The 21,476-nt window shown below is 72.0% G+C and carries 20 protein-coding genes; 14 read left to right on the top strand and 6 right to left on the bottom strand.

The window, feature by feature from the left end; all coding sequences use genetic code 11:
• Positions 1-31 precede the first annotated feature (31 nt).
• Both OG393_RS29020 and OG393_RS29015 read left to right on the top strand, forming a co-directional pair.
• Complete coding sequence (locus OG393_RS29020; RefSeq protein WP_327378586.1) at positions 32-1,654, top strand: ABC transporter ATP-binding protein; 1,623 nt, start codon at positions 32-34, stop codon at positions 1,652-1,654.
• Complete coding sequence (locus OG393_RS29015) at positions 1,651-3,432, top strand: ABC transporter ATP-binding protein (RefSeq protein ID WP_327377643.1); 1,782 nt, start codon at positions 1,651-1,653, stop codon at positions 3,430-3,432. Before OG393_RS29020 ends, OG393_RS29015 begins: the two co-directional genes overlap by 4 nt.
• A gap of 140 nt (positions 3,433-3,572) precedes the next feature.
• Here the strand turns inward: OG393_RS29015 and OG393_RS29010 are convergent, their stop codons facing one another.
• Complete coding sequence (locus OG393_RS29010; RefSeq protein ID WP_327377642.1) at positions 3,573-4,376, bottom strand: metal-dependent hydrolase; 804 nt, start codon at positions 4,374-4,376, stop codon at positions 3,573-3,575.
• Positions 4,377-4,508: 132 nt separating this feature from the next.
• On the opposite strand from OG393_RS29010, the gene OG393_RS29005 reads away from it, so the two are divergent.
• Positions 4,509-7,022 carry a DEAD/DEAH box helicase gene (locus OG393_RS29005; protein WP_327377641.1) on the top strand — a complete coding sequence of 838 codons (2,514 nt, stop codon included), beginning with the start codon at positions 4,509-4,511 and terminating at the stop codon, positions 7,020-7,022.
• Between the two features lie 12 nt (positions 7,023-7,034).
• Positions 7,035-7,898, top strand: a complete 864-nt coding sequence (locus tag OG393_RS29000; protein WP_327377640.1) for an acyl-CoA thioesterase — start codon at positions 7,035-7,037, stop codon at positions 7,896-7,898.
• 68 nt (positions 7,899-7,966) lie between these two features.
• Here OG393_RS29000 and OG393_RS28995 read toward each other — a convergent pair whose 3' ends face one another.
• Positions 7,967-8,179 carry a DUF6011 domain-containing protein gene (locus OG393_RS28995; RefSeq protein ID WP_327377639.1) on the bottom strand — a complete coding sequence of 71 codons (213 nt, stop codon included), beginning with the start codon at positions 8,177-8,179 and terminating at the stop codon, positions 7,967-7,969.
• Positions 8,180-8,227: 48 nt separating this feature from the next.
• On the opposite strand from OG393_RS28995, the gene OG393_RS28990 reads away from it, so the two are divergent.
• On the top strand, positions 8,228-8,713 hold the full coding sequence (locus OG393_RS28990; protein WP_327377638.1) for a glutathione peroxidase: 486 nt from the start codon (positions 8,228-8,230) through the stop codon (positions 8,711-8,713).
• A gap of 191 nt (positions 8,714-8,904) precedes the next feature.
• Positions 8,905-9,693: a putative protein N(5)-glutamine methyltransferase gene (locus tag OG393_RS28985; RefSeq protein ID WP_327377637.1), complete on the top strand. Its 789-nt coding sequence runs from the start codon at positions 8,905-8,907 to the stop codon at positions 9,691-9,693.
• Between the two features lie 37 nt (positions 9,694-9,730).
• Here OG393_RS28985 and OG393_RS28980 read toward each other — a convergent pair whose 3' ends face one another.
• Positions 9,731-11,095 (bottom strand): cytochrome P450, encoded by a 1,365-nt coding sequence (locus OG393_RS28980; protein WP_327377636.1) that lies wholly within the window; start codon positions 11,093-11,095, stop codon positions 9,731-9,733.
• Positions 11,096-11,240: 145 nt separating this feature from the next.
• Between OG393_RS28980 and OG393_RS28975 the strand changes: the two genes are divergently transcribed.
• Positions 11,241-11,708: a VOC family protein gene (locus tag OG393_RS28975; RefSeq protein WP_327377635.1), complete on the top strand. Its 468-nt coding sequence runs from the start codon at positions 11,241-11,243 to the stop codon at positions 11,706-11,708.
• A gap of 121 nt (positions 11,709-11,829) precedes the next feature.
• On the opposite strand, the gene OG393_RS28970 is transcribed toward OG393_RS28975, so the two are convergent.
• On the bottom strand, positions 11,830-13,059 hold the full coding sequence (locus OG393_RS28970; RefSeq protein WP_327377634.1) for an acyl-CoA dehydrogenase family protein: 1,230 nt from the start codon (positions 13,057-13,059) through the stop codon (positions 11,830-11,832).
• A 162-nt stretch (positions 13,060-13,221) separates the two neighbouring features.
• On the opposite strand from OG393_RS28970, the gene OG393_RS28965 reads away from it, so the two are divergent.
• Positions 13,222-13,869, top strand: a complete 648-nt coding sequence (locus OG393_RS28965) for a TetR family transcriptional regulator (RefSeq protein ID WP_327377633.1) — start codon at positions 13,222-13,224, stop codon at positions 13,867-13,869.
• A gap of 277 nt (positions 13,870-14,146) precedes the next feature.
• On the opposite strand, the gene def is transcribed toward OG393_RS28965, so the two are convergent.
• Positions 14,147-14,713 carry a peptide deformylase gene (def, locus tag OG393_RS28960; RefSeq protein WP_327377632.1) on the bottom strand — a complete coding sequence of 189 codons (567 nt, stop codon included), beginning with the start codon at positions 14,711-14,713 and terminating at the stop codon, positions 14,147-14,149.
• Positions 14,714-14,839: 126 nt separating this feature from the next.
• Between def and OG393_RS28955 the strand changes: the two genes are divergently transcribed.
• The 5 genes from OG393_RS28955 to OG393_RS28935 all read left to right on the top strand — a co-directional run bounded on the left by OG393_RS28955 (position 14,840) and on the right by OG393_RS28935 (position 19,584).
• Positions 14,840-16,087: a Mur ligase family protein gene (locus OG393_RS28955; protein WP_327377631.1), complete on the top strand. Its 1,248-nt coding sequence runs from the start codon at positions 14,840-14,842 to the stop codon at positions 16,085-16,087.
• Between the two features lie 19 nt (positions 16,088-16,106).
• On the top strand, positions 16,107-16,835 hold the full coding sequence (locus tag OG393_RS28950) for a type 1 glutamine amidotransferase (protein ID WP_327377630.1): 729 nt from the start codon (positions 16,107-16,109) through the stop codon (positions 16,833-16,835).
• A gap of 312 nt (positions 16,836-17,147) precedes the next feature.
• Complete coding sequence (locus OG393_RS28945) at positions 17,148-18,173, top strand: 6-phosphofructokinase (RefSeq protein WP_327377629.1); 1,026 nt, start codon at positions 17,148-17,150, stop codon at positions 18,171-18,173.
• Positions 18,174-18,278: 105 nt separating this feature from the next.
• Positions 18,279-19,229, top strand: a complete 951-nt coding sequence (locus OG393_RS28940) for a cytochrome c oxidase assembly protein (protein ID WP_327377628.1) — start codon at positions 18,279-18,281, stop codon at positions 19,227-19,229.
• A 148-nt stretch (positions 19,230-19,377) separates the two neighbouring features.
• Positions 19,378-19,584: a hypothetical protein gene (locus tag OG393_RS28935; protein ID WP_327377627.1), complete on the top strand. Its 207-nt coding sequence runs from the start codon at positions 19,378-19,380 to the stop codon at positions 19,582-19,584.
• A 13-nt stretch (positions 19,585-19,597) separates the two neighbouring features.
• Here the strand turns inward: OG393_RS28935 and OG393_RS28930 are convergent, their stop codons facing one another.
• On the bottom strand, positions 19,598-20,623 hold the full coding sequence (locus tag OG393_RS28930; RefSeq protein WP_327377626.1) for a DUF3048 domain-containing protein: 1,026 nt from the start codon (positions 20,621-20,623) through the stop codon (positions 19,598-19,600).
• An 83-nt stretch (positions 20,624-20,706) separates the two neighbouring features.
• Between OG393_RS28930 and OG393_RS28925 the strand changes: the two genes are divergently transcribed.
• Positions 20,707-21,450, top strand: coding sequence for a lysophospholipid acyltransferase family protein (locus tag OG393_RS28925; protein ID WP_327377625.1), 744 nt, complete (start codon positions 20,707-20,709; stop codon positions 21,448-21,450).
• Positions 21,451-21,476 lie beyond the last annotated feature (26 nt).

Genomic DNA, 21,476 nt, shown 5'->3' with positions numbered 1-21,476 from the left:
GGTAGATGGCTCTGAGTGATGCCGTAATCCCATCCAGTACGCGGTCACCAACTGGATCACGGCCGCCGCGCGGGTGCAGCAACTGCTCTCCCGCAAGACCGCGGAACTCGGTTCGCTGCTGACCCGCCGGGTCGCCGCGGGTGAGGTCGTCGCGGTGTCCACCGGGGACGTCGAGAAGATCGGCTGGTTCGTGGAGGCGCTGTCGCGCTTCGCCGCGGCGGCCCTGACCCTGGTCGCGGTCTGCGTCGGTCTGATGGTCTACCAGCCCGCGCTGGGCGTCGTCGTCGCCGTCGGCGTGCCCGTCCTCGCGCTCGCCGCGCTGCCGCTTCTCCCCCGGGCGACCCGACGGGCCGACGTACAGCGCGAGAAGGCGGGCCGGGCCACCGAGCTGGCCTCCGACACGGTGGCGGGGCTTCGCGTCCTGCGCGGCATCGGCGGCGAGGAGCTGTTCCTCGGCCGCTACCGCGCCGCCTCGCAGGAGGTGCGTCGGGCCGCCGTCCGCAGCGCCCGCATGTGGGCGCTGATCGCGGCGATCCAGGTCCTGCTGCCGGGTGTCCTGCTCATCGTGGTGGTGGCGCACGGGGCACGCCTCGCCCTGGACGGGCGGATCACGGTCGGTCAGCTCGTCACCGTCTACGGCACGGTGATGCTGACCCACCATCCGTTGCGGAACTTCGAGGAGATCGCGATGGCGTTCTCTTTCTCCCGGCCGTCCGCGAGGCGCGCCGCCCGGGTGCTGGCGCTGACCCGCTCCACGAGTGGCCCGGCGCGCGGCGAGGAGGGGCGCAAGGCGTCCGGCGACCTGTACGACCCGGTGACCGGACTGCTGGCTCCGGCCGGCGGCTTCACCGCGGTGGTGTGCGGGGACCCGGACGCCGCCGGACGGCTGGCGGAGCGGCTCGGCGGGCACCCGACCGATCCGGGCACCGGGCACCGCTCGGTGCTGCTGGGTGCTGTGCCGCTCGACGAACTGGCGCTCGACTCGGCACGGACGGCGGTCCTGGTGCAGGACAAGGACCCGGTGCTGCTGTCGGGGACGTTGCGCGAACTGCTGGACGTGCCCTCGCCGGGCACGGTCCGCCCGCGGGACGCGCTGGCGGCCGCCGAGTGCGGGGACGTGCTCGACGCCCTCGCCCAGGCATCCGCGGACTCCGGCGGCGACCCTCTGCGGACTCGGATCACCGAACGCGGCCGGTCGCTCTCGGGCGGCCAGCGCCAGCGGCTCGCCCTGGCCCGCTCCCTGGTCACCGACCCGGAGGTGCTCGTCCTCGACGAGCCGACCTCCGCGGTGGACTCGCACACCGAGGCCCGGGTCGCGGCGGGCGTCAGACGACTGCGGGCGGGCGCGACGACGGTGGTGCTGACCTCGTCACCGCTACTGCTCGACCTCGCCGACCGGGTCGTCCTGCTCGACGGGGACGCGGTGGCGGCCGTGGGGACGCATCGCGCGCTGCTGCGCGACGATCCGCGCTACCGGGCGGTCGTGACCCGCGAGACCGACGGAGGGCGCCCGGCCCGGCCCACCGCCGGCGCGGGGCCCGGGGACCCCGCCGGGTCTCCGGCTCCGGTCGGCGCCTCGGAGGGCGTCGCATCCACCGCGCACGATTCCGTGCCGGCCGGGGACGTACCCGAACTGGAAGGAGAGACGGCATGAGGGGCCAAGCGCCACCCGCGTACGATCCGGCGGCCCCGGAATCGGCGACCACGCTGCCCGTCGGGACGGCCCTGACGGTCCGCGGCTACGTGCGGGACCTGCTGCGCCGTCACCGTACGGCGTTCGCCGTGCTGATCGCCGTGAACGCCGTCGCCGTGCTCGCCTCGATGGCAGGCCCGCAGCTGTTCGGTTCGCTTGTCGAGCGGCTCTCGGACGGGTCCCGTGATCTGCGCCTGGAACGCACGATCGGGCTGTTCGCACTCGCCTTGGCCGTCCAGACCGTCTTCGTACGGCTGGTGCGGCTCAGAGGCGCGATGCTGGGCGAGGAGATGCTGGCCGATCTGCGCGAGGACTTCCTGGTGCGGTCGGTCGGGCTGCCGCCCGGCGTGCTGGAGCGGGCCGGAACCGGTGATCTGCTCTCCCGTATCACCACCGATGTCGACCGGCTGGCCAACGCGATGCGTGAGGCGGTGCCGCAGCTCGTCATCGGGGTGGTCTGGGTCGTCCTGCTGATCGGCGGCCTGGCCGTCACCGCGCCTCCGCTGGCCCTGGCGGTCCTGGTGGCGGCACCCTTGCTGATCGTGGGGTGCCGCTGGTACTTCCGGCGGGCACCGTCCGCGTACCGCTCGGAGGCCGCCGGGTACGCGGCGGTGGCCGCCTCGCTCGCCGAGACCGTCGACGCGGGCCGCACCGTCGAGGCACACCGGCTCGGAGCCCGCCGGATCGCCCTCTCCGACCAGCGGGTCCGGGAGTGGACCGCATGGGAGCGGTACACCCTGTTCCTGCGGTCGGTGCTCTTCCCGGTCGTCAACGTCACGCACATCACCGTCCTCGCGTCGGTGCTCCTGCTGGGCGGCGCGTTCGTCCTCCGGGGCTGGATCGACGTCGGGCAGCTGACCACGGGGGCGCTGCTCGCGCAGATGCTCGTGGAGCCGATCGGGATCGTCCTGCGCTGGTACGACGAGCTCCAGGTGGCGCAGGTGTCGCTGGCGCGGCTCGTCGGAGTGCGGGAGATCGAACCGGACGCGGGCGACGAGGAGGTACGGCCCGAGGGGCGTGCGGTGCGCGCGGACGAGGTGCGTTTCGGCTACCGCGAGGGCGTCGACGTGCTGCACCGGGTCTCGATGGACGTGCCCGCGGGCACCCGGGTCGCGCTGGTCGGCCCTTCCGGTGCCGGCAAGTCGACGCTCGGCCGGCTTCTCGCCGGCATCTACGCCCCAGGCAGCGGAACGGTCACGCTCGGCGCCGCCGAGCTGGCGCGCATGCCGGCGGAGCGCGTCCGGGCCCATGTGGCGCTGGTGAACCAGGAGCACCATGTGTTCGTCGGGTCGCTGCGCGACAACCTGCTGCTCGCCCGGACGGGCGCCGAGGACGCCGAGCTGTGGGCGGCGCTCGGCGCGGTCGACGCGGACGGCTGGGCGCGTGCCCTGGAGAAGGGTCTGGACACCGAGGTGGGTTCGGGCGGGGTCGCGCTGACGCCGGCTCAGGCCCAGCAGATCGCGCTGGCCCGGCTGGTCCTCGCCGATCCGCACACCCTGGTCCTGGACGAGGCGACCTCGCTCCTGGACCCCCGGGCGGCACGGCACCTGGAGCGTTCCCTGGCCAGGGTCCTGGACGGCCGTACGGTCGTCGCGATCGCCCACCGGCTGCACACGGCGCACGACGCGGACGTGATCGCGGTGGTCGAGGGGGGCCGGATCAGCGAGCTGGGCAGCCACGACGAACTGGTGGCGGCGGACGGGGCGTACGCGGCGCTGTGGAGGTCGTGGCACGGATGACCGGCGGCCGTGTCCCGGACCGTCCGTGGGCCGGGGCCCGCGGAGGGGGCGGAGACCCGGTCCGCAAGCGCGGCCGTGCGCCCCGGTGCCGGCCCCCTCGTGGGCGCCTGCCGGGCACCCGCCCCGGCTTCCCGGCCGGGTCAGAAGAAGCCGAGGGCCGCCGCGCCGCCGACGCCGCCGAGCACCATGAAGGCGGGCATCAGGACCTTCAGCTCGACCCAGCTGCCGGCGCGGAACCGCATCGCCTTCGGCGGGCCGATCGGGTACCAGCGCTTGCGGCCCACCGGTATCGGCCACAGGATCGGGCAGCCGGAGACGGTCAGCGCGTCACCGATGTCGTGCACGAGAGCGCCCAGGACGATCGGCAGGCCCAGCCACAGGTACTGCTGTGCGGGACCGTCGCCGAGGCCGGCGATGAACCAGTCCGAGCCGTTCCCCGGCTGGTCCAGGATGCCTGCCAGGATCCAGGCGCTGGTGGCTCCGAGCAACCAGACCAGGATGTCGCTGGAGACGCGGGCCGCCCGCCACAGCAGGCCCTCGACGGCCAGCACCAGGTGGACGAAGAGGATCCCCAGGACGGCCCACCGGCCGCCGACGACCGCGGCGGCCGAGGCTCCCGACCCGATCAGCACGGCCCAGAGCCATGTGTGGGTCAGCGTGCGGTGGCCGCCGGACCTGCGCGGGTCCGCGGTCGAGCGGGTGGCCTTGTAGACGGCGTACGAGAGTTTGTCGACGATCTCGCACAGGCCCTTGGAGACGGGGCCGAAGGCGCGCGATATGGTCGCCGACTTGTGGTCCAGGTCGGGAGCGAGGGCCGCTCCGGCGCAGATGAGTGCGCCGACGACCAGTACCGGCCACGGCATCGGGTGTCCCGCGGCGGCCGTCGCGGCTCCGACACCCAGCCAGGCCGCTGCTCCGGACAGCGAATGCGCCGGTCCCATCATGGGTCGTCCCGCCCCGATTCCTCGTGTGCCGGCGCTCGGTTGACGACCGGTCGACAAGAGAGCGTATCGTCCGCGATCTTCCGCTCGACGGCCGGTTCCCTCCTCCGGCCGGAATCCAGGCAAGATGGGGGCGTGACCCTTATCGATCAGCTCCCACCGACCGCCGACCCCGACGCCCTCTTCGAGGCGTTCACCTCATGGGCGGAGGGCCGGGGCACCACGCTCTACCCCGCCCAGGAAGAGGCGCTGATCGAAGTGGTCTCCGGCGCCAACGTGATTCTTTCCACGCCCACCGGTTCGGGAAAGTCCCTGGTGGCGGCGGGCGCCCACTTCACCGCGCTCGCCAACGACCAGGTGACGTTCTACACCGCGCCGATCAAGGCCCTGGTCTCGGAGAAGTTCTTCGACCTCTGCAAGCTCTTCGGTACCGAGAACGTCGGCATGCTGACCGGCGACGCCTCCGTGAACGCGGACGCGCCGGTCATCTGCTGTACGGCCGAGGTACTGGCCTCGATCGCGCTGCGCGACGGCAAGGACGCCGACATCGGCCAGGTCGTGATGGACGAGTTCCACTTCTACGCGGAGCCGGACCGCGGCTGGGCCTGGCAGATCCCGCTGCTGGAACTCCCGCAGGCCCAGTTCGTCCTCATGTCGGCGACGCTCGGCGACGTCTCCATGTTCGAGAAGGATCTGACGCGGCGTACCGGACGTCCGACCTCGGTGGTCCGCTCGGCTCACCGGCCGGTCCCGCTCTCCTACGCGTACGAGCTCACCCCGATCACGGAGACGCTGACCGAACTCCTGGAGACCCGGCAGGCCCCGGTCTACATCGTCCACTTCACGCAGGCGCAGGCCGTCGAGCGGGCGCAGTCGCTGATGAGCATCAACATGTGCACGCGTGAGGAGAAGGACAGGATCGCCGAGCTGATCGGCGGCTTCCGGTTCACCACCAAGTTCGGGCAGAACCTCTCGCGCTACGTACGGCACGGCATCGGCGTGCATCACGCGGGCATGCTGCCCAAGTACCGGCGTCTCGTGGAGAAGCTGGCCCAGGCGGGACTGCTGAAGGTGATCTGCGGGACGGACACCCTCGGTGTCGGCGTCAACGTGCCGATCCGTACGGTGCTGTTCACGGCGCTCACGAAGTACGACGGCAAGCGGGTGCGGACACTGCGGGCGCGTGAGTTCCACCAGATCGCGGGGCGGGCAGGACGCGCGGGTTTCGACACGGCGGGCTTCGTCGTCGCGCAGGCGCCCGAGCACGTCATCGAGAACGAGAAGGCGCTGGCCAAGGCGGGCGACGATCCCAAGAAGCGCCGCAAGGTCGTCCGCAAGAAGGCGCCCGAGGGCTTCGTCGCCTGGAGCGACACCACCTTCGAGAAGCTGATCGGCGCCGAACCCGAGCCGCTGACCTCGCGCTTCAAGGTCACGAACATCATGCTGCTGTCCGTGATCGCCCGTCCGGGCGATGCCTTCGGGGCGATGCGCAAGCTGCTGGAGGACAACCACGAGCCGCGCAAGGCGCAGCTGCGGCACATCCGCCGGGCGATCGCGATCTACCGCTCGCTGCTCGACGGCGGAGTCGTGGAGCAGCTCGACACGCCGGACGCCGAGGGCCGGACCATCCGGCTGACGGTCGACCTCCAGCAGGACTTCGCACTCAACCAGCCGCTCTCCACGTTCGCGCTCGCCGCGTTCGACCTGCTGGACCCGGAGTCCCCGTCGTACGCGCTCGACATGGTCTCGGTGGTGGAGTCGACGCTCGACGACCCGCGCCAGATCCTGGCCGCCATGCAGAACAAGGCGCGCGGCGAGGCGGTCGGGCGGATGAAGGCGGACGGCGTCGAGTACGAGGAGCGCATGGAGCGGCTCCAGGAGATCTCGTACCCGAAGCCGCTGGAGGAGGAGCTCTGGCACGCCTACAACGTCTACCGGACGTCCCATCCGTGGGTCGGCGACCATCCGGTGTCGCCCAAGTCCGTCATCCGTGACATGTACGAACGGGCTCTGACCTTCACCGAGTTCACCTCGTGGTACGAACTGGCGCGGACCGAGGGCATCGTGCTGCGCTACCTCGCGAGCGCGTACAAGGCGCTGGACCACACCATTCCGGACGATCTGAAGACCGAGGATCTGGAGGACCTCATCGAGTGGCTCGGCGAGATGGTGCGCCAGGTCGACTCCTCGCTGCTGGACGAGTGGGAGCAGCTGGCCAATCCCGAGGTCGAGACGGCCGAGGAGGCCCAGGAGAAGGCCGACCAGGTCAAGCCGGTCACGGCGAACGCCCGCGCCTTCCGGGTGCTGGTGCGCAACGCGATGTTCCGCCGGGTGGAGCTGGCCGCCCTGGACAACGTGGACGCGCTGGGGGACCTCGACGCCGAGTCCGGCTGGGACGCGGACGCCTGGGGCGAGGCGATGGACGCGTACTGGGACGAGTACGACGACCTCGGCACCGGCCCGGACGCGCGTGGCCCGAAGCTGCTGTCGATCGAGGAGGACGCGGCGCACGGTCTGTGGCGCGTGCGGCAGACGTTCGCCGACCCGAACGGCGACCATGACTGGGGCATCGGCGCGGAGGTGGATCTGGCCGCCTCCGAGGAAGAAGGCCGGGCGGTCGTCCGCGTGACGTCCGTGGGCCAGCTGTAGAGGAGCGCGGTCATGACCCATCCCTCCGACGGACTCGTCGGCCTGCTCGACCTGGAGCGGATCGAGGCGGACATCTTCCGCGGCCGGAGCCCGCAGGAGTCGCTGCAGCGGGTCTTCGGCGGCCAGGTCGCCGGTCAGGCCCTGGTCGCGGCCGGGCGGACCACCGAGGGCGACCGGCCGGTCCACTCGCTGCACGCGTACTTCCTTCGGCCGGGCCGGCCTGGCGTCCCGATCGTGTACCAGGTGGAGCGGGTGCGGGACGGGCGTTCGTTCACCACGCGCCGGGTGACGGCCGTCCAGCAGGGGCGGACGATCTTCCATCTGACGGCCTCCTTCCACCGGCCGGAGGAGTCGGGTCCGGAGCACCAGCTGGCGCCTCGGCACGTCCCGGCCCCGGAGACACTGCCGAAGGTCGCGGACGAGATCCGCGACCACCTGGGGGTGCTGCCGGAGACACTGGAGCGGATGGCGCGCCGGCAGCCCTTCGACATCCGCTACGTCGACCGGCTGCGCTGGTCGAAGGAGGAGGTCAGGGGCGCGGAACCGCGCAGTGCGGTCTGGATGCGGGCGGTCGGGCCGCTGGGTGACGATCCGCTGGTGCACACCTGCGCGCTCACCTACGCCTCGGACATGACGCTGCTGGACGCGGTCCGTCTCCCGGTCGAGCCGCTGTGGGGCCCGCGCGGCTTCGACATGGCGTCACTGGACCACGCGATGTGGTTCCACCGTCCCTTCCGGGCGGACGAGTGGTTCCTCTACGACCAGGAGTCCCCGATCGCGACGGGCGGCCGGGGCCTGGCCCGCGGCCGGATCTACGACCGTGAGGGCAGGCTGCTGGTGTCGGTGGTGCAGGAGGGGCTGTTCCGGAAGCTCTGAGAGCCTGTCGGCCGAAGGCCACCCGACAGGCTCTGAGCCGGGGGCGCGGGGGACCCGGCGCCCCCGGCTCAGATGCCCGGGAGCGGGTCCTGCGCGACCTCGTGGCGGTGGGAGCGGATGTCGGGGCCCGGCGGGCGGAGCTTGGCGTCGCAGGAGGGGCCCAGTCCGGTGCGCCGGGACCGGGCCCCGGTCAGTGGCCGGCCGCACAGGCGACAGCACACACGCCGGTGCTCTTCGCCGGACCCGGAATCGATCACGATTGCCGTCGGTTCTTCACTCATGCTGGGATCAAACCCCATGCACGACCGCGTTCTCACGAGGAGCATTCCATGAGCCTGTACGACATCCCGCTGCGCACCCTGACCGGCGCCCCGGTCTCCCTGGCCGACTACCGCGACCGGGCCGTCCTGGTCGTGAACGTGGCGTCCCAGTGTGGTCTGACGCCGCAGTACGCCGGTCTGGAACGGCTCCAGAAGGAGTACGGGGACCGCGGCTTCACCGTTCTCGGCGTGCCCTGCAACCAGTTCGCGGGTCAGGAGCCGGGGAACGCGGAGGAGATCGCGACCTTCTGTTCCGCGACGTACGGCGTGTCCTTCCCGCTGCTGGAGAAGACCGACGTGAACGGCGAGGGCCGTCACCCGCTCTACACAGAGCTGACGAAAGCGGCGGACGCCGAGGGCCAGTCCGGTGACATCCAGTGGAACTTCGAGAAGTTCCTGATCGGCCGGGACGGCCGGGTGACCCGCTTCCGTCCGCGTACCGAGCCGGACGCCCCCGAGGTGCTCGCGGCGATCGAGGCCCAGCTCTCCGCCTGACCGGGTCGTGTGGGGGCGGTTCGCGCGGTGCCGATGATGTCGATCATGTAATGTGTCCGGCTCAGGCAGTGATCGACCGAGGAGGTGGGACTCATCAACGCCACGCAGGCTGGGTGCTTCCCTTCGTCGACCGTGCGGTCCGCCCGACAGAGGTGACCACGGGAGCGCCCCATCGCTTCCCGGAAGGTCTCATGTCGCTTGCCCCCTCTCTTCCCCTTCGCTCCGCCACCGTCTCCCGATTGCGCGCCGCGGGGTGCGTGTTCGCCGAGGACGAGGCGGAGCTCCTCTTCGGCGCGGCGGACAGCGCCCTCGAACTCGGCACCATGGTCGAGCGGCGCGTCGCCGGACTCCCCCTGGAACACGTCGTGGGGTGGGCCGCGTTCGCCGGTCTGCGGATCGCCGTCGATCCGGGGGTGTTCGTGCCCCGTCGGCGTACGGAGTTCCTCGTGGCGCGGGCGGTCGGCCTGGCCGGTGACGGTGCCGTGTGCGTCGATCTGTGCTGCGGATCGGGCGCGGCCGGCGCGGTGCTGCTCTCCGCCGTGGCGGGCGCCGAGGTGCACGCCTGTGACATCGAACCGGCGGCCGTGCGGTGCGCGCGGCGGAACGTCGAGCCGCTCGGGGGGCGGGTCCACGAGGGTGACCTCTTCGCCCCGTTGCCGGAGGGGCTGCGCGGACGGGTCGAGGTGCTGGTGGCGAACGTGCCGTACGTCCCGAGCGGGGAGGTCGCCCTGCTGCCGTCCGAGGCGCGCGATCACGAACCGCTGGTGGCGCTGGACGGCGGCGCGGACGGGCTGGAGGTGCTGCGGCGGGTGGCGGCGAAGGCCGCGGGCTGGCTGGCGCCGGGCGGGCACCTGCTGGTGGAGACGAGCGAGCGGCAGGCCGGTCAGGCCGTCGCGGTGCTCGCCGGCCACGGGCTGAGTCCGCGCGTGGAGGTCTCGGAGGAGTGGTACGCGACCGTGGTCGTCGCCACCCGCGGCTGACGCGGGGCCCGCCCGGCTCGCGGGCGGGCCCCGGCCGCTATGTGCGCGGGCGCAGGGCGCAGCGGGCCGGGCCGTGCGCCCGGAGAGTGATCGCCGAGCCGAGGGGCACCTCGGTGTCGATCGCCTCGAAGCCGTACTCCTGGAGGATCATCGCCAGTGCGATCACCGACTCCAGCATCGAGAAGTGCTGCCCGATGCAGGCGCGGGGGCCTCCGCCGAACGGGAACCAGGCGTACCGGGGGCGGGCGGCCTCGTTCTCCGGGGTGAAGCGGTCGGGGTCGAAGCGTTCCGGGTCCGTCCAGTAGTCGGTGTGCCGGTGGGTGACCCAGGGGGCGACGATCACGTCGGCGCCGGCCGGGATGGTGTGCCCGTCGACGACGGTGGCCTCGACGGCCCGGCGGCCGATCACCGGGGCGGCGGGGAAGAGCCGCATGGCCTCCTTGAGGACCTGGGTGAGGTAGGGCAGGGCGTCGAGATCGGCGGCCGTCGGGGTGCGTCCGGCGAGGACGCGGTCGACCTCCTCGTGGGCGCGCTTCTGCTCCTCGGGGTGGAGCGAGAGCAGGTGGAGCGCGAAGGCGAGGGAGGTGGCCGTCGTCTCGTGGCCGGCGAGCAGGAAGATCAGGACCTGTTCGCGCAGCTCGGAGGCGTCGAAGCTGCCGTCCTCGGCGCTCTCGGCCTCGGCGAGGAGGCTCAGCAGGTCGGGGTCCCCCTGGTCGGTCCCGGAGCCGCGGCGCTCGGCGACGATGCGGTCGCAGACGGCGTACAGCTCCGCGTGGACGGCGGCGGCGCGGCGGTTGCCCGGGGTCGGCCAGTCCCGCGGGATGGTCACGGGTGCGTACGCGCGGCGCAGGACGTAGTCGCCGAGAACGGGGAAGCAGCGTTCGACGACCTCGACGGCCTCGGCCACGTCCGTGCCGAAGAGAATGCGGGCGACCGCGCGCAGGGCGAGCACGGTCATCTCGTCGAGGACGTCGACGGAGGTCCTGCCGCCGTCCCGCCAGGACGCGAGGACCGCGGCGACCTCGACGGCGACGGCCTCGGCGTAGCCGTCCACGCGGCGGCGGGTGAAGAGCGGCTGGACGAGCCGGCGCTGCCTCAGGTAGTCCTGGTCCTGGCTGGTCAGCAGGCCGTTGCCGAAGGACTCGCGGACCTCCTGGTAGAAGGCGTTGTCCTTGCGGAAGTTGGCGGATTCGGTGGCCAGGACCTGCTGGGCTCCGGCGGCGGAGAAGACGCCGTAGACGACGGAGCGCAGACCGGGTGGGCCGGCGGTGAAGCGGACGACGTCCCCGAGTTCGCGCTGGGAGCGCAGGAAGGTGCCGAGGGCGTCCTTCCTGAGGTCGAGCATCGAGCCGAGCAGGGGTGTCCCCGCGGGGCTGGGCACGTGGGTGCTGGTGGTGGCCATGCGTGCGGTCTCCCCCTTGTTGGTCCCGTCCCGGTGATTGTGCCGCACCGGGTGACCCGCCGGTAGGGACGGGCGAACACCCGTCCGGATCAGGCCGGTTGGCTTGATCGGCGGCGTTGTCGGTGGCATCTGGGAGGCTTACGGGATGGAGCCGATCGAGATGACCCTGCAGCTGACCATCGACTGCGCCGAGCCGGTGAGGCTCGTGCCCTTCTGGGCGGCGGCGCTGCGGTACGTGCCGCAGCCGCCGCCCGAGGGGCACTCCAGCTGGCGGGAGTACTGGGCGGCGACGGGGGTGCCGGAGGAGGAACTGCCCGAGGGGGCCGGGGAGTCGCCCGAGTCGATCGTGGACCCGCGGGGCATCGGTCCGCGGGTCTGGTTCCAGCAGGTACCGGAGCCGAAGACCGTCAAGAACCGGCTCCATCTCGACCTGAAGGTGGGCGGTGGGCGCGAGGTGCCGTTGGCGGTGCGGCGCGAGCGGGTCGACGGCGAGGTGGCACGGCTGACGGCGCTCGGCGCGTCGGTCCTCCGCACGATGGACGAGCCGAACGGGATGGACTACTACGCGGTGGTGCTCCGGGACCCGGAGGGCAACGAGTTCTGCGTGGTCTGACGTGACCGCCGAGGCGCGGGCCCGGCACGACGGCGGTCCCCGTCGTCGACGGGGACCGCCGTGGCGCGCGGGACCGGGGGCTTCGGGTGCGGCCGGGGACACCTCCGGTCCGGCCGCCGGGTCAGCGGATCGGCATGCCCGAGAGGGTACGGGCGATCACCAGCCGCTGGATCTCGCTGGTGCCCTCGAAGATCGTGTAGATCGCGGCATCGCGGTGCATCCGCTCCACCGGGTACTCCCGCGTGAAGCCGTTGCCGCCGAGGATCTGGATCGCCTGGGCGGTGACCTCCCTGGCCGTCTCGCTGGCGAACAGCTTGGACATGGAGCCCTCGGCCGACGTGAACGGCTTGCCCGCCGTCGCCATCCACGAGGCGCGCCAGACCAGCAGGCGCGCGGCGTCGATCCGGGTGCGCATGTCGGCGAGCTGGAAGGCGATGCCCTGGTTGTCGATGATCGGGCGGCCGAACTGCTCGCGGGTCCTGGCGTACTCGAGCGCGTAGTCGTAGGCGGCGCGGGCGGTGCCTACGGCCATGGCGCCGACCGCGGGGCGGGACGCCTCGAAGGTGGCCATGGCGGCGTTCTTGACACTCCCCCCGCCACCGGCCTTCGCCTTCTCCCGGGCGCGGGCGAGACGCTCGTCGAGCTTCTCCTTGCCACCGAGGAGGCAGTGGCCGGGGACGCGGACGTCCTCCAGGACGACCTCGGCGGTGTGCGAGGCGCGGATGCCGTGCTTCTTGAACTTCTGCCCCTGGGAGAGGCCGGGGGTGCCCGGCGGGACGATGAAGGAGGCGTGCCCCCTGGAGCCGAGCTCGGGGTCGACGACCGCGACGACGACGTGGACGTTGGCGATGCCGCCGTTGGTCGCCCAGGTCTTGGTGCCGTCGAGGACCCACTCGTCCTTGGCCTCGTCGTAGACGGCCCGGGTGCGCATCGAGGCGACGTCGGAGCCGGCGTCGGGCTCGGAGGAGCAGAAGGCGGCGACCTTGACGTCGTCGACGTCACCGTACATCTGGGGGATCCAGGTGCCGATCTGTTCCTCGGTACCGTTGGCGAGGACGCCGACGGCGGCCAGTCCGGTACCGACGATGGACAGGGCGATGCCCGCGTCGCCCCAGAACAGCTCCTCCATGGCCATCGGGATGCCGAGACCGGTCGGGTCGAAGAACTGCTGCGCGTAGAAGTCGAGAGAGTAGATGCCTATCTTGGCGGCTTCCTGGATGATCGGCCAGGGAGTCTCCTCACGCTCGTCCCACTCCGCGGCGGCGGGGCGCATCACGTCCTCGGCGAATCCGTGCAGCCAGTCACGGACCTGCTTCTGGTCGTCGTTGAGTTCGAGCGTGAACTCGGACATGTTCCCTCCCAGCAGTACGTTACTTGCGGTAACCGCAGTGTGTTACCGGCAAGTAGGCCCTGTCAACCTGCGACGGAGCGCTTCGGGCCGACCGACACGGGAAGCCGGTCGGGTGTTACGTTGCGACAGCCTCACGGAATCGCACGGGCGGGGAGACGCGCTATGGAGACCACACATCGGACCACCGACCAGCAGAAGACGGCCGAGCAGCGGCGCCGCGAACTGCTGGAGGCGGCGGACCGGGTGGTGCTCCGGGACGGGCCCGGCGCCTCGATGAACGCGATCGCCGCGGAGGCCGGGATCACCAAGCCCATCCTCTACCGACACTTCGGCGACAAGGGCGGGCTCTACCGCGCCCTGGCCACGCGCCACACCGACGCGCTGCTCGGCGCGCTGCGGGCGGCGCTCGACGCTCCGGCCGACCGGCGCCGGAGGGTCGAGGCCACCCTCGACACCTACCTCGCCTCCATCGAGGCCATGCCGCAGGTCTACCGCTTCCTTATGCACCCGGCGGAGGAGACCCAGCAGGCCGAGCAGCGTTTCGACGTGGGACGGCACTCGGCCCCGCTGCTGCGGCGGATGGGCGAGGAGCTGGGTCAGGTCGTCGCCGAGCGGATCGACCTCGGCCCCGGCGGCGAGGCGCAGGCCCGGATCTGGGGGCACGGCATCGTGGGCATGATGCACGCGGCCGGTGACTGGTGGCTCGGCGAGCGCCCCTGCTCCCGCGCCGAACTGGTCCGCAGCCTGGCCGACCTCCTGTGGGGCCGGTTGGCGGAAGCGGGCGACCGTGACGGCGGCCCGGTCTTCTGAGCGCACCGCTCCCAGGAGCGCACCACCGTCTCCCGAGTGGCCCGCACCGCCCTCACGCGAACCGTCCGGCACCGGGACCCGCGGAGGTGTCCGACGCCGCGGCCCGGGGGGCGCCGGCACCCTCGGAGCCTGTCGGGTGGCCTTCGGCCGGCAGGCGGACGCGGTCTGGTGCGTGCGATTCCAAGGCGCCGGGATGCCGCTGTAGAGAGCTACCGGGGCATGTCCGCAACACCGGCAGCGCGCGTGCCCGCCAGGTCAGAGGCCACCCGGCAGGCTCTCAGCTCCCACTCCCCCAGGCCCGGGTGTCCACGCCCCAGGGCTCCTTGCGGATCGCCCTCAGCAGGCGCGACCTGCGCCACCCCGTGACGCGGTCCGCGTAGACGCCGCCCTCCAGATGGTCGCACTCATGCTGGAGGCAGCGGGCGAAGAAGCCCGTGCCCGCCACGCGGACCGGGGTGCCGTCCCTCCGGAAGCCCTCGACGACCGCCCGGTCGAAGCGCGGCGTGGGCGCCTCCAGGCCGGGCAGGGACAGACAGCCCTCGGGGCCGCGTATCTCGTCCCCGTCCGCTTCCACCAGCCGCGGATTGACCAGGTGCCCCAGATGACGCTCGTCCTCGTCGTCCGGGCAGTCGTAGACGAACACCCGCAGGCCCACCCCCACCTGGTTCGCCGCGAGACCGACCCCGTTCGCGGCGTACATCGTGGCGAACATGTCCTCGATCAGCCGGTCGAGGACCGGTCCGAAGTCGGTGACGGGTTCACAGGGCGTGTGCAGGACCGGGGCGCCGAGCATCGTCATGGCTCGGACAAGGCCGGAACTGCCGGGGATCGGCCGGTTTCGCATGGGCGTAAGGGTACGGTCCGCCGTGACCTCGCCGTTCCGGACGAGGCCCGTACGGTGCCGCTGTTCAGGGCCGGGACCCGATCTCGATAGGCTGAGCCCGGACCGACGCAAGGAGGAACAAGGAAGATGTCAGGACACCCCGGTAATCCAGAGCCGCTGTCGCCGCGCGCCAAACTGGCCGTGACGGCGGGCAAGGCAGCCGCCGCGGTGTCGCGCGCGGCCGGGCGCGGCAGCGGATCGGTGATCGGCGGCCGGGTGGCGCTCAAGCTCGACCCGGATCTGCTGGGTCGCCTGGCGCAGCATCTCGACGTCGTCCTGGTGTCCGCGACCAACGGCAAGACCACCACCACCCGGCTGATCGCGGAGGCCCTGCGCGCCAGCGGCCCGGTCGTCTCCAACGCCCTGGGCGCGAACATGCCCGCCGGCATCACCTCGGCGCTGGCCGGCGGCTCAGACGCCAAGTACGGCGTGATCGAGGTCGACGAGAAGTACCTGGCCGGTGTCGCCCGGGACACCACCCCCAAGGCGATCGCGCTGCTCAACCTCTCCCGCGACCAGCTCGACCGCGCGGCCGAGACCCGGATGCTCGCCGAGAAGTGGCGCGAGGGCCTCTCCGGCAGCAAGGCCGTGGTGATCGCCAACGCCGACGACCCGCTGATCGTGTGGGCCGCCTCCTCCTCCGCCAACGTGGTGTGGGTCGCCGCGGGCCAGGAGTGGAAGGACGACGCCTGGTCGTGCCCCTCCTGCGGCGGCGTGATGCAGCGGCCGGGCGACGACTGGTTCTGCGGCGAGTGCGGTTTCCGCCGCCCGGCGCCGAGCTGGGCGCTCAACGGCGACCACGTGCTGGACCCGCACGGTTCCGCCTGGCCCATCCACCTGCAGCTGCCCGGCCGCGCCAACAAGGCCAACGCCGCGACCTCCGCCGCCGTCGCCGCGGTGTTCGGGGTACCGCCGCAGGTCGCGCTGGAGCGGATGTACCAGGTACAGGCCGTGGCCGGCCGGTACGACGTGGTCCGCTTCCAGGACCGGGACCTGCGCCTGTTGCTCGCGAAGAACCCCGCGGGCTGGCTGGAGACCTTCTCCCTCATCGACCAGCCGCCGACGCCGGTGATCCTCTCCGTCAACGCGCGCGGCGCCGACGGCACCGACACCTCCTGGCTGTGGGACGTCGACTACGGCCGTCTCGCCGGTCACCCGATCATGGTCATCGGCGACCGCAAGCTGGACCTGGCGGTCCGCCTGGAGGTCGCGGGTGTGGAGTTCCGGGTGTGCGAGTCGATCGACGAGGCCGTCCGCCAGGCCCCGCCCGGCCAGATCGAGCTGATCGCCAACTACACCGCGTTCCAGGACGTCCGCCGCCGCGTCGGCAACTGACCCGTAGAGGACTTGCAGCATGAGTGACAGCAGCCTGCGTCTGGTCTGGGTCTACCCGGACCTGCTCAGCACCTACGGCGACCAGGGCAACGCCCTGGTCGTCGAGCGCCGCGCCCGCCAGCGCGGCCTGGACGTCCAGCGCGTCGACGTCCGCAGCGACCAGCCGGTGCCGACTTCCGGCGACATCTACCTGGTCGGCGGCGGCGAGGACCGGCCGCAGCGGCTCGCGGCCGAGCGGCTGCGGCGTGACGGCGGCCTCTCCCGCGCCGCGTCCAACGGCGCGATCATCTTCTCCGTCTGCGCCGGCTACCAGATCCTGGGCCATGAGTTCATCAACGACCTGGGCGAACGCGAGGCCGGACTCGGTCTGATCGACGTGACCTCCACCCGTGGCGAGGGCGACCGCTGCGTCGGTGACGTCCTCGCGGACATCGACCCGCGACTCGGCCTCCCCCAGCTCACCGGCTTCGAGAACCACCAGGGCATCACCCACCTCGGGCCGACCGCCCGCCCGTTCGCCCGCACCCTCCTGGGCCGGGGCAACGGCACCGGGGACGGGACCGAGGGCGCCTACAACGACACCGTGTTCGGCACGTACATGCACGGCCCCGTGATGGCACGCAACCCGCAGATCGCGGACCTGCTGCTCAAGCTGGCCCTCGACGTGAACGCGCTGCCGCCGACGGACGACCGCTGGTACGAGGCACTGCGCGCCGAGCGCATCGAGGCGGCCACGCAGCCCGCCTGAGCGCCCGGCGGGTGGCCTCCGGCCGGACGGTCACGCCTCCGGACCGCGCGCTTCCGGTGATGCCGGGACACCCTCGTTCCTCCACCGCGAGGGCGTCCCGGCCTGGCAATCACACACACGCCGCCGGTTCCGCCTTGCGACCGAAGGCCGACCGAACCCCTCCGAGGCCCCGACGATCTTTCGTACGAATCTACGATGTCCACGGTGCGGACATCCGGTTCGGCCCCACCACCCCACACCGATAGGGTGGCGGGGATCCAACCGGACGACGTGGTCCGGGAGTCGGCCCACGTTGCAAAGGTATTTCGGGCTATGCGCATTGGTGTGCTCACCTCCGGCGGCGACTGCCCCGGTCTGAACGCCGTCATCCGTTCCGTCGTGCACCGCGCCGTCGTCGATCACGGCGACGAGGTCATCGGCTTCCACGACGGCTGGAAGGGCCTCCTGGAGTGCGACTACCGCAAGCTCGACCTTGACGCGGTGGGCGGCATCCTCGCCCGGGGCGGCACCATCCTCGGTTCCTCCCGCGTCCAGCCGGCGCACCTGGTCGGCGGCGTCGAGCGCGCCCGCGGCCACGTCGCCGACCTGGGCATCGACGCGATCATCCCGATCGGCGGCGAAGGCACCCTGAAGGCGGCCAATCTGCTGTCCGAGGCCGGGCTGCCGATCGTCGGCGTCCCGAAGACGATCGACAACGACATCGCCTCGACCGACGTCACCTTCGGATTCGACACCGCCGTGGGCGTGGCGACCGAGGCCCTCGACCGACTGAAGACCACCGCCGAGTCCCACCAGCGGGTCCTGATCGTCGAGGTCATGGGCCGGCACACCGGCTGGATCGCCCTTCACTCCGGCATGGCCGCGGGCGCCCACGCCATCGTCGTGCCCGAGCGCCCCTTCGACATCGACGAACTGACCGCGCGGGTCGGCGCGCGGTTCGAGGCCGGCAAGCGCTTCGCGATCGTGGTGGTCGCCGAGGGCGCCAAGCCGCGCGAAGGCTCGATGGAATTCGACGTGGGCGCCAAGGACATCTACGGTCACGAGCGCTTCACCGGCGTCGCCAACCAGCTGTCCGTCGAGCTGGAGCGGCGGCTCGGCAAGGAGGCCCGGCCGGTCATCCTCGGCCACGTCCAGCGGGGCGGCACGCCGACCGCCTACGACCGCGTCCTCGCCACCCGCTTCGGCTGGCACGCGGTGGAGGCGGCACACCGCGGCGAGTTCGGCATGCTGACCGCGCTGCGCGGCACGGACATCGTGATGGTGCCGCTGTCGCAGGCCGTGGAGACCCTCAAGACGGTCCCGGCCGAGCGGTACGCCGAGGCCGAGTGCGTGCTCTGACCCACGCCACGTACGTCCCGAACCGCCCCCGGTCGCGTCCGCGACCGGGGGCGGTTCTAGTCTGGTGCGGACAACAAGCGCGAATCGGGCTCCAGGAGTACACGGATGGATCACAGCGGGCACGGCATGACCATGGATCTGCCGCCGTTCACGCTGGGGCGGGGGCTGGAGTTCTCCGCGGACCCCTTCTTCCTCGTCGGGTGTGCGGCGGGCCTCGCCCTGTACGGCTGGGGTGTGGCGCGGCTACGGGCTCGCGGCGACGGCTGGCCGGTCAGCCGGACGGTGTTCTTCGCGGCCGGCGTGCTGAGCATCGCCCTGATGATGTGCACCAAGCTGAACGACTACGGCATGGTCATGTTCAGCGTGCACATGGTGCAGCACATGGTCATCTCGATGCTGTCGCCGATCCTGCTGCTGCTCGGCGCGCCGGTGACCCTGGCACTGCGGGCCCTGCCGGTCGCGGCCCGGGGGACGAAGGGGCCCCGCGAGTGGCTGCTGATGCTCCTGCACAGCCGGTACCTGCGGTTCGTCACGCATCCGGCGTTCACGATCCCGTTGTTCATCGCGAGCCTCTACGGCCTGTACTTCACGCCGCTCTTCGACACCCTGATGGGGTCGAAGGTGGGGCACATCGGCATGATGGTGCACTTCCTCGCGGTGGGTCTCGTCTTCTTCTGGCCGATCATGGGCGTGGACCCGGGCCCGCACCGCCCCGGCTACGTGATGCGGATGCTGGAGCTCTTCGCGGGCATGCCGTTCCACGCCTTCTTCGGCATCGCCCTGATGATGGCGACGCAGCCGATGGTCGAGGTGTACGAGAACCCGCCGGCCTCGCTGGCGATCGACGCGCTCGCCGACCAGAACGCGGCGGGCGGTATCGCCTGGGCGTTCAGCGAGATCCCGTCCGTCCTGGTGCTCATCGCCCTCGTCTACCAGTGGTACCACTCCGAACAGCGGCAGGCCGTGCGCAAGGACCGGGCGGCCGACCGCGACGGGGACAGGGAGCTGGAGGCGTACAACGCCTATCTGGCCTCGCTGCGGACCCGCGAGCAGTAGACCGCCGCGGGTCCCGCAGCGTAGGCCCCGGGTGCCGCGAAGGCCATCCGGGGCGGCGCACCGGCCCGGTGGCGTCCCGGGAGTAGCGCGCACCCCTCCTCCGGGGTGACGATGGGCCCGACGGCCCCGTCATGAGGAGGGCGGACCCATGTCCGGTCCCACGAAGGCGATGAGCGTGATCACCGTCGCGGCCCTGGTGCTGACGACGGCGTACACGGTGGCACTGGGGAGCAACGGCCTGTTGTGGTTCGGCTGGGTGGTGCTCGGCGTGATCACGATCGGGCTGGCCGCCGCGGACAGCAACGTTCCGGTGGCACCGCGGCGCGGTCCCGGCCGACCGGGACCCCAGAGCTGAGCACGCGGCGCGGTCAGACGCGCGGCGCGAGCACGACCCAGACCTGGCCGGCGGCGAAGTCCAGCGGCGCCCCGGCCGGCGTGGTGAAACTGGTGCCGGCCGTGGCATCGGGCCGGTTCCAGCGGGCTTCGTAGGCCCGTCCGTCGCGCAGCACGAGCGCGGTCCCGGAGCCGGTGGTCACCGTGAACGGGGAGGTGTTCCCGAGGAAGTCGTGGAAGCGCGACGGCCGGATGTCGACGTACTGGACCACGACGGTCGCCGCCCGCAGCGGTCCCTCGTCGGTGGTCCGCGCCGCCGTGCCGTCCATCGCCACCCGCCATGCCCCGTCCGCGACGGACCAGGTGAAGGCGTAGCGGGCGGCGGGGTAGCGCACGGTGTGCTCGCGGACCGGGGTACCGCCCTCGGGGGCCGGCCCGAACCGGAAGCCGATGTCCCGGGCGAGGCTCGCCCCGGGAGCCGCCGCGAGAGCCCGTCCGGGCAGCAGGTACAGGTTGTGGGGCGCGGCGCGGGCGGAGCCGCGGACGAAGGCCCCGGGGGCCGCCTCCTGCGGCAGGGCGATCAGCGGAGCGGCGGTGAGGAGCGGTTCGAGGGCGCTCTGGGAACCCGAGTAGGCCAGTGCCGGCTCACCGAACTGGGCGAGCAGCTCGATGTCGGACTCCCGGGCGCTGCGGACCGGACCGGTGCGTTCGGGGAGCCGGGAGGAGAAGACCGCGAGGAGCCGGGTCTGGCCGCCCTCGACCTGCTCGACGTAGACCAGGTCGGCCGCGCCCAGGCCGGTGTGCGGGCGGGCCGCCGCAGCGTTGTCGATCTTCACGCCGAGTACCGGCGCGGGCCGGGCGGGCAGGCCGGTAAGCGGTGAGAGACCGGACGGGCGGGGGGTGGCGGGTGCCACCGGAGTGCTGGGGGTGGCCGGAGCGGACGCGGGCACGGGCCGGGGTGTGCCCGCGTCGGAGCATCCGTACGACCCGGCGGTCATCACCGCGCACAACAGCACGGCGACGGCTGCGCCGGGCCGTGGACGTCGACGCTCGGCTGCCATCGGTCCCAGTGTGCTCCCCTGCGGTGGACCGCGCCCGCCCAAGTCGTTACAAAGGAACCCTCAGACATGGACGGGGGCCGCCGGTGTTCTACTACGTGCTCAAGTACGTTCTGCTCGGACCGCTGCTGAGGGTGGCCTTCCGCCCGCGGATCGAGGGACTGGAGCACGTTCCGGAGGACGGCGCCGCCATCATCGCCGGGAACCACCTGTCGTTCTCCGACCATTTCCTGATGCCGGTCGTGCTCAAGCGGCGGATCACCTTCCTGGCCAAGCAGGAGTACTTCACGGGTCCGGGTCTGAAGGGCCGTCTCACCGCCGCCTTCTTCCGCAGCGTGGGGCAGATCCCGGTGGACCGGTCCGGGAAGGAAGCGGGACGGGCCGCGATCCGCGAGGGTCTCGGCGTGCTGGCCCGGGGCGAGTTACTCGGCATCTATCCCGAGGGGACCCGCTCGCACGACGGACGGCTGTACAAGGGCAAGGTCGGGGTCGCGGTCATGGCGGTCACGGCCGGTGTCCCGGTGATTCCGTGCGCGATGGTGGGCACCTTCGAGATCCAGCCACCCGGCAGGATCGTACCGAGGGTCAGGCGGGTCACCATCCGCTTCGGGGCGCCGCTGGACTTCTCCCGCTACGCGGGCATGGAGGGCGAGAAGGCGGCGATCCGCGCGGTCACGGACGAGATCATGTACGAGATCCTGGCGCTGTCCGGGCAGGAGTACGTGGACGCCTACGCGGCCCGCGTCAAGGAGGCCGAGGCGGAGGTCCCGCCGGGGGCCGGGGCGCGGAGCACTCGGCGGACGCGCGGGTTCCCGCGCAGGGGCCGCTGACGGGTCCGGCGAGCGGAGCGACGGCG

This window comes from Streptomyces sp. NBC_01216, from assembly GCF_035994945.1.
Classification (GTDB): domain Bacteria; phylum Actinomycetota; class Actinomycetes; order Streptomycetales; family Streptomycetaceae; genus Streptomyces.
The sequence above is the reverse complement of the archived record's forward strand: the minus strand, read 5'-3'. Positions and strand labels throughout refer to the sequence as shown.

What these genes read in the sequence shown, in the direction of transcription:
- OG393_RS28945 (WP_327377629.1), top strand. Translation starts at nt 17,148, where the DNA reads ATGCGCATTGGTGTGCTCACCTCCGGCGGCGACTGCCCCGGTCTGAAC.
- OG393_RS29015 (WP_327377643.1), top strand. Translation starts at nt 1,651, where the DNA reads ATGAGGGGCCAAGCGCCACCCGCGTACGATCCGGCGGCCCCGGAATCG.
- OG393_RS28955 (WP_327377631.1), top strand. Translation starts at nt 14,840, where the DNA reads ATGTCAGGACACCCCGGTAATCCAGAGCCGCTGTCGCCGCGCGCCAAA.
- OG393_RS28975 (WP_327377635.1), top strand. Translation starts at nt 11,241, where the DNA reads ATGGAGCCGATCGAGATGACCCTGCAGCTGACCATCGACTGCGCCGAG.
- OG393_RS28950 (WP_327377630.1), top strand. Translation starts at nt 16,107, where the DNA reads ATGAGTGACAGCAGCCTGCGTCTGGTCTGGGTCTACCCGGACCTGCTC.
- OG393_RS28990 (WP_327377638.1), top strand. Translation starts at nt 8,228, where the DNA reads ATGAGCCTGTACGACATCCCGCTGCGCACCCTGACCGGCGCCCCGGTC.
- def (WP_327377632.1), bottom strand. Translation starts at nt 14,713, where the DNA reads ATGCGAAACCGGCCGATCCCCGGCAGTTCCGGCCTTGTCCGAGCCATG.
- OG393_RS28980 (WP_327377636.1), bottom strand. Translation starts at nt 11,095, where the DNA reads ATGGCCACCACCAGCACCCACGTGCCCAGCCCCGCGGGGACACCCCTG.
- OG393_RS28965 (WP_327377633.1), top strand. Translation starts at nt 13,222, where the DNA reads ATGGAGACCACACATCGGACCACCGACCAGCAGAAGACGGCCGAGCAG.
- OG393_RS28970 (WP_327377634.1), bottom strand. Translation starts at nt 13,059, where the DNA reads ATGTCCGAGTTCACGCTCGAACTCAACGACGACCAGAAGCAGGTCCGT.
- OG393_RS29000 (WP_327377640.1), top strand. Translation starts at nt 7,035, where the DNA reads ATGACCCATCCCTCCGACGGACTCGTCGGCCTGCTCGACCTGGAGCGG.
- OG393_RS28935 (WP_327377627.1), top strand. Translation starts at nt 19,378, where the DNA reads ATGTCCGGTCCCACGAAGGCGATGAGCGTGATCACCGTCGCGGCCCTG.
- OG393_RS28930 (WP_327377626.1), bottom strand. Translation starts at nt 20,623, where the DNA reads ATGGCAGCCGAGCGTCGACGTCCACGGCCCGGCGCAGCCGTCGCCGTG.
- OG393_RS28985 (WP_327377637.1), top strand. Translation starts at nt 8,905, where the DNA reads ATGTCGCTTGCCCCCTCTCTTCCCCTTCGCTCCGCCACCGTCTCCCGA.
- OG393_RS28995 (WP_327377639.1), bottom strand. Translation starts at nt 8,179, where the DNA reads ATGAGTGAAGAACCGACGGCAATCGTGATCGATTCCGGGTCCGGCGAA.
- OG393_RS28940 (WP_327377628.1), top strand. Translation starts at nt 18,279, where the DNA reads ATGGATCACAGCGGGCACGGCATGACCATGGATCTGCCGCCGTTCACG.
- OG393_RS29010 (WP_327377642.1), bottom strand. Translation starts at nt 4,376, where the DNA reads ATGATGGGACCGGCGCATTCGCTGTCCGGAGCAGCGGCCTGGCTGGGT.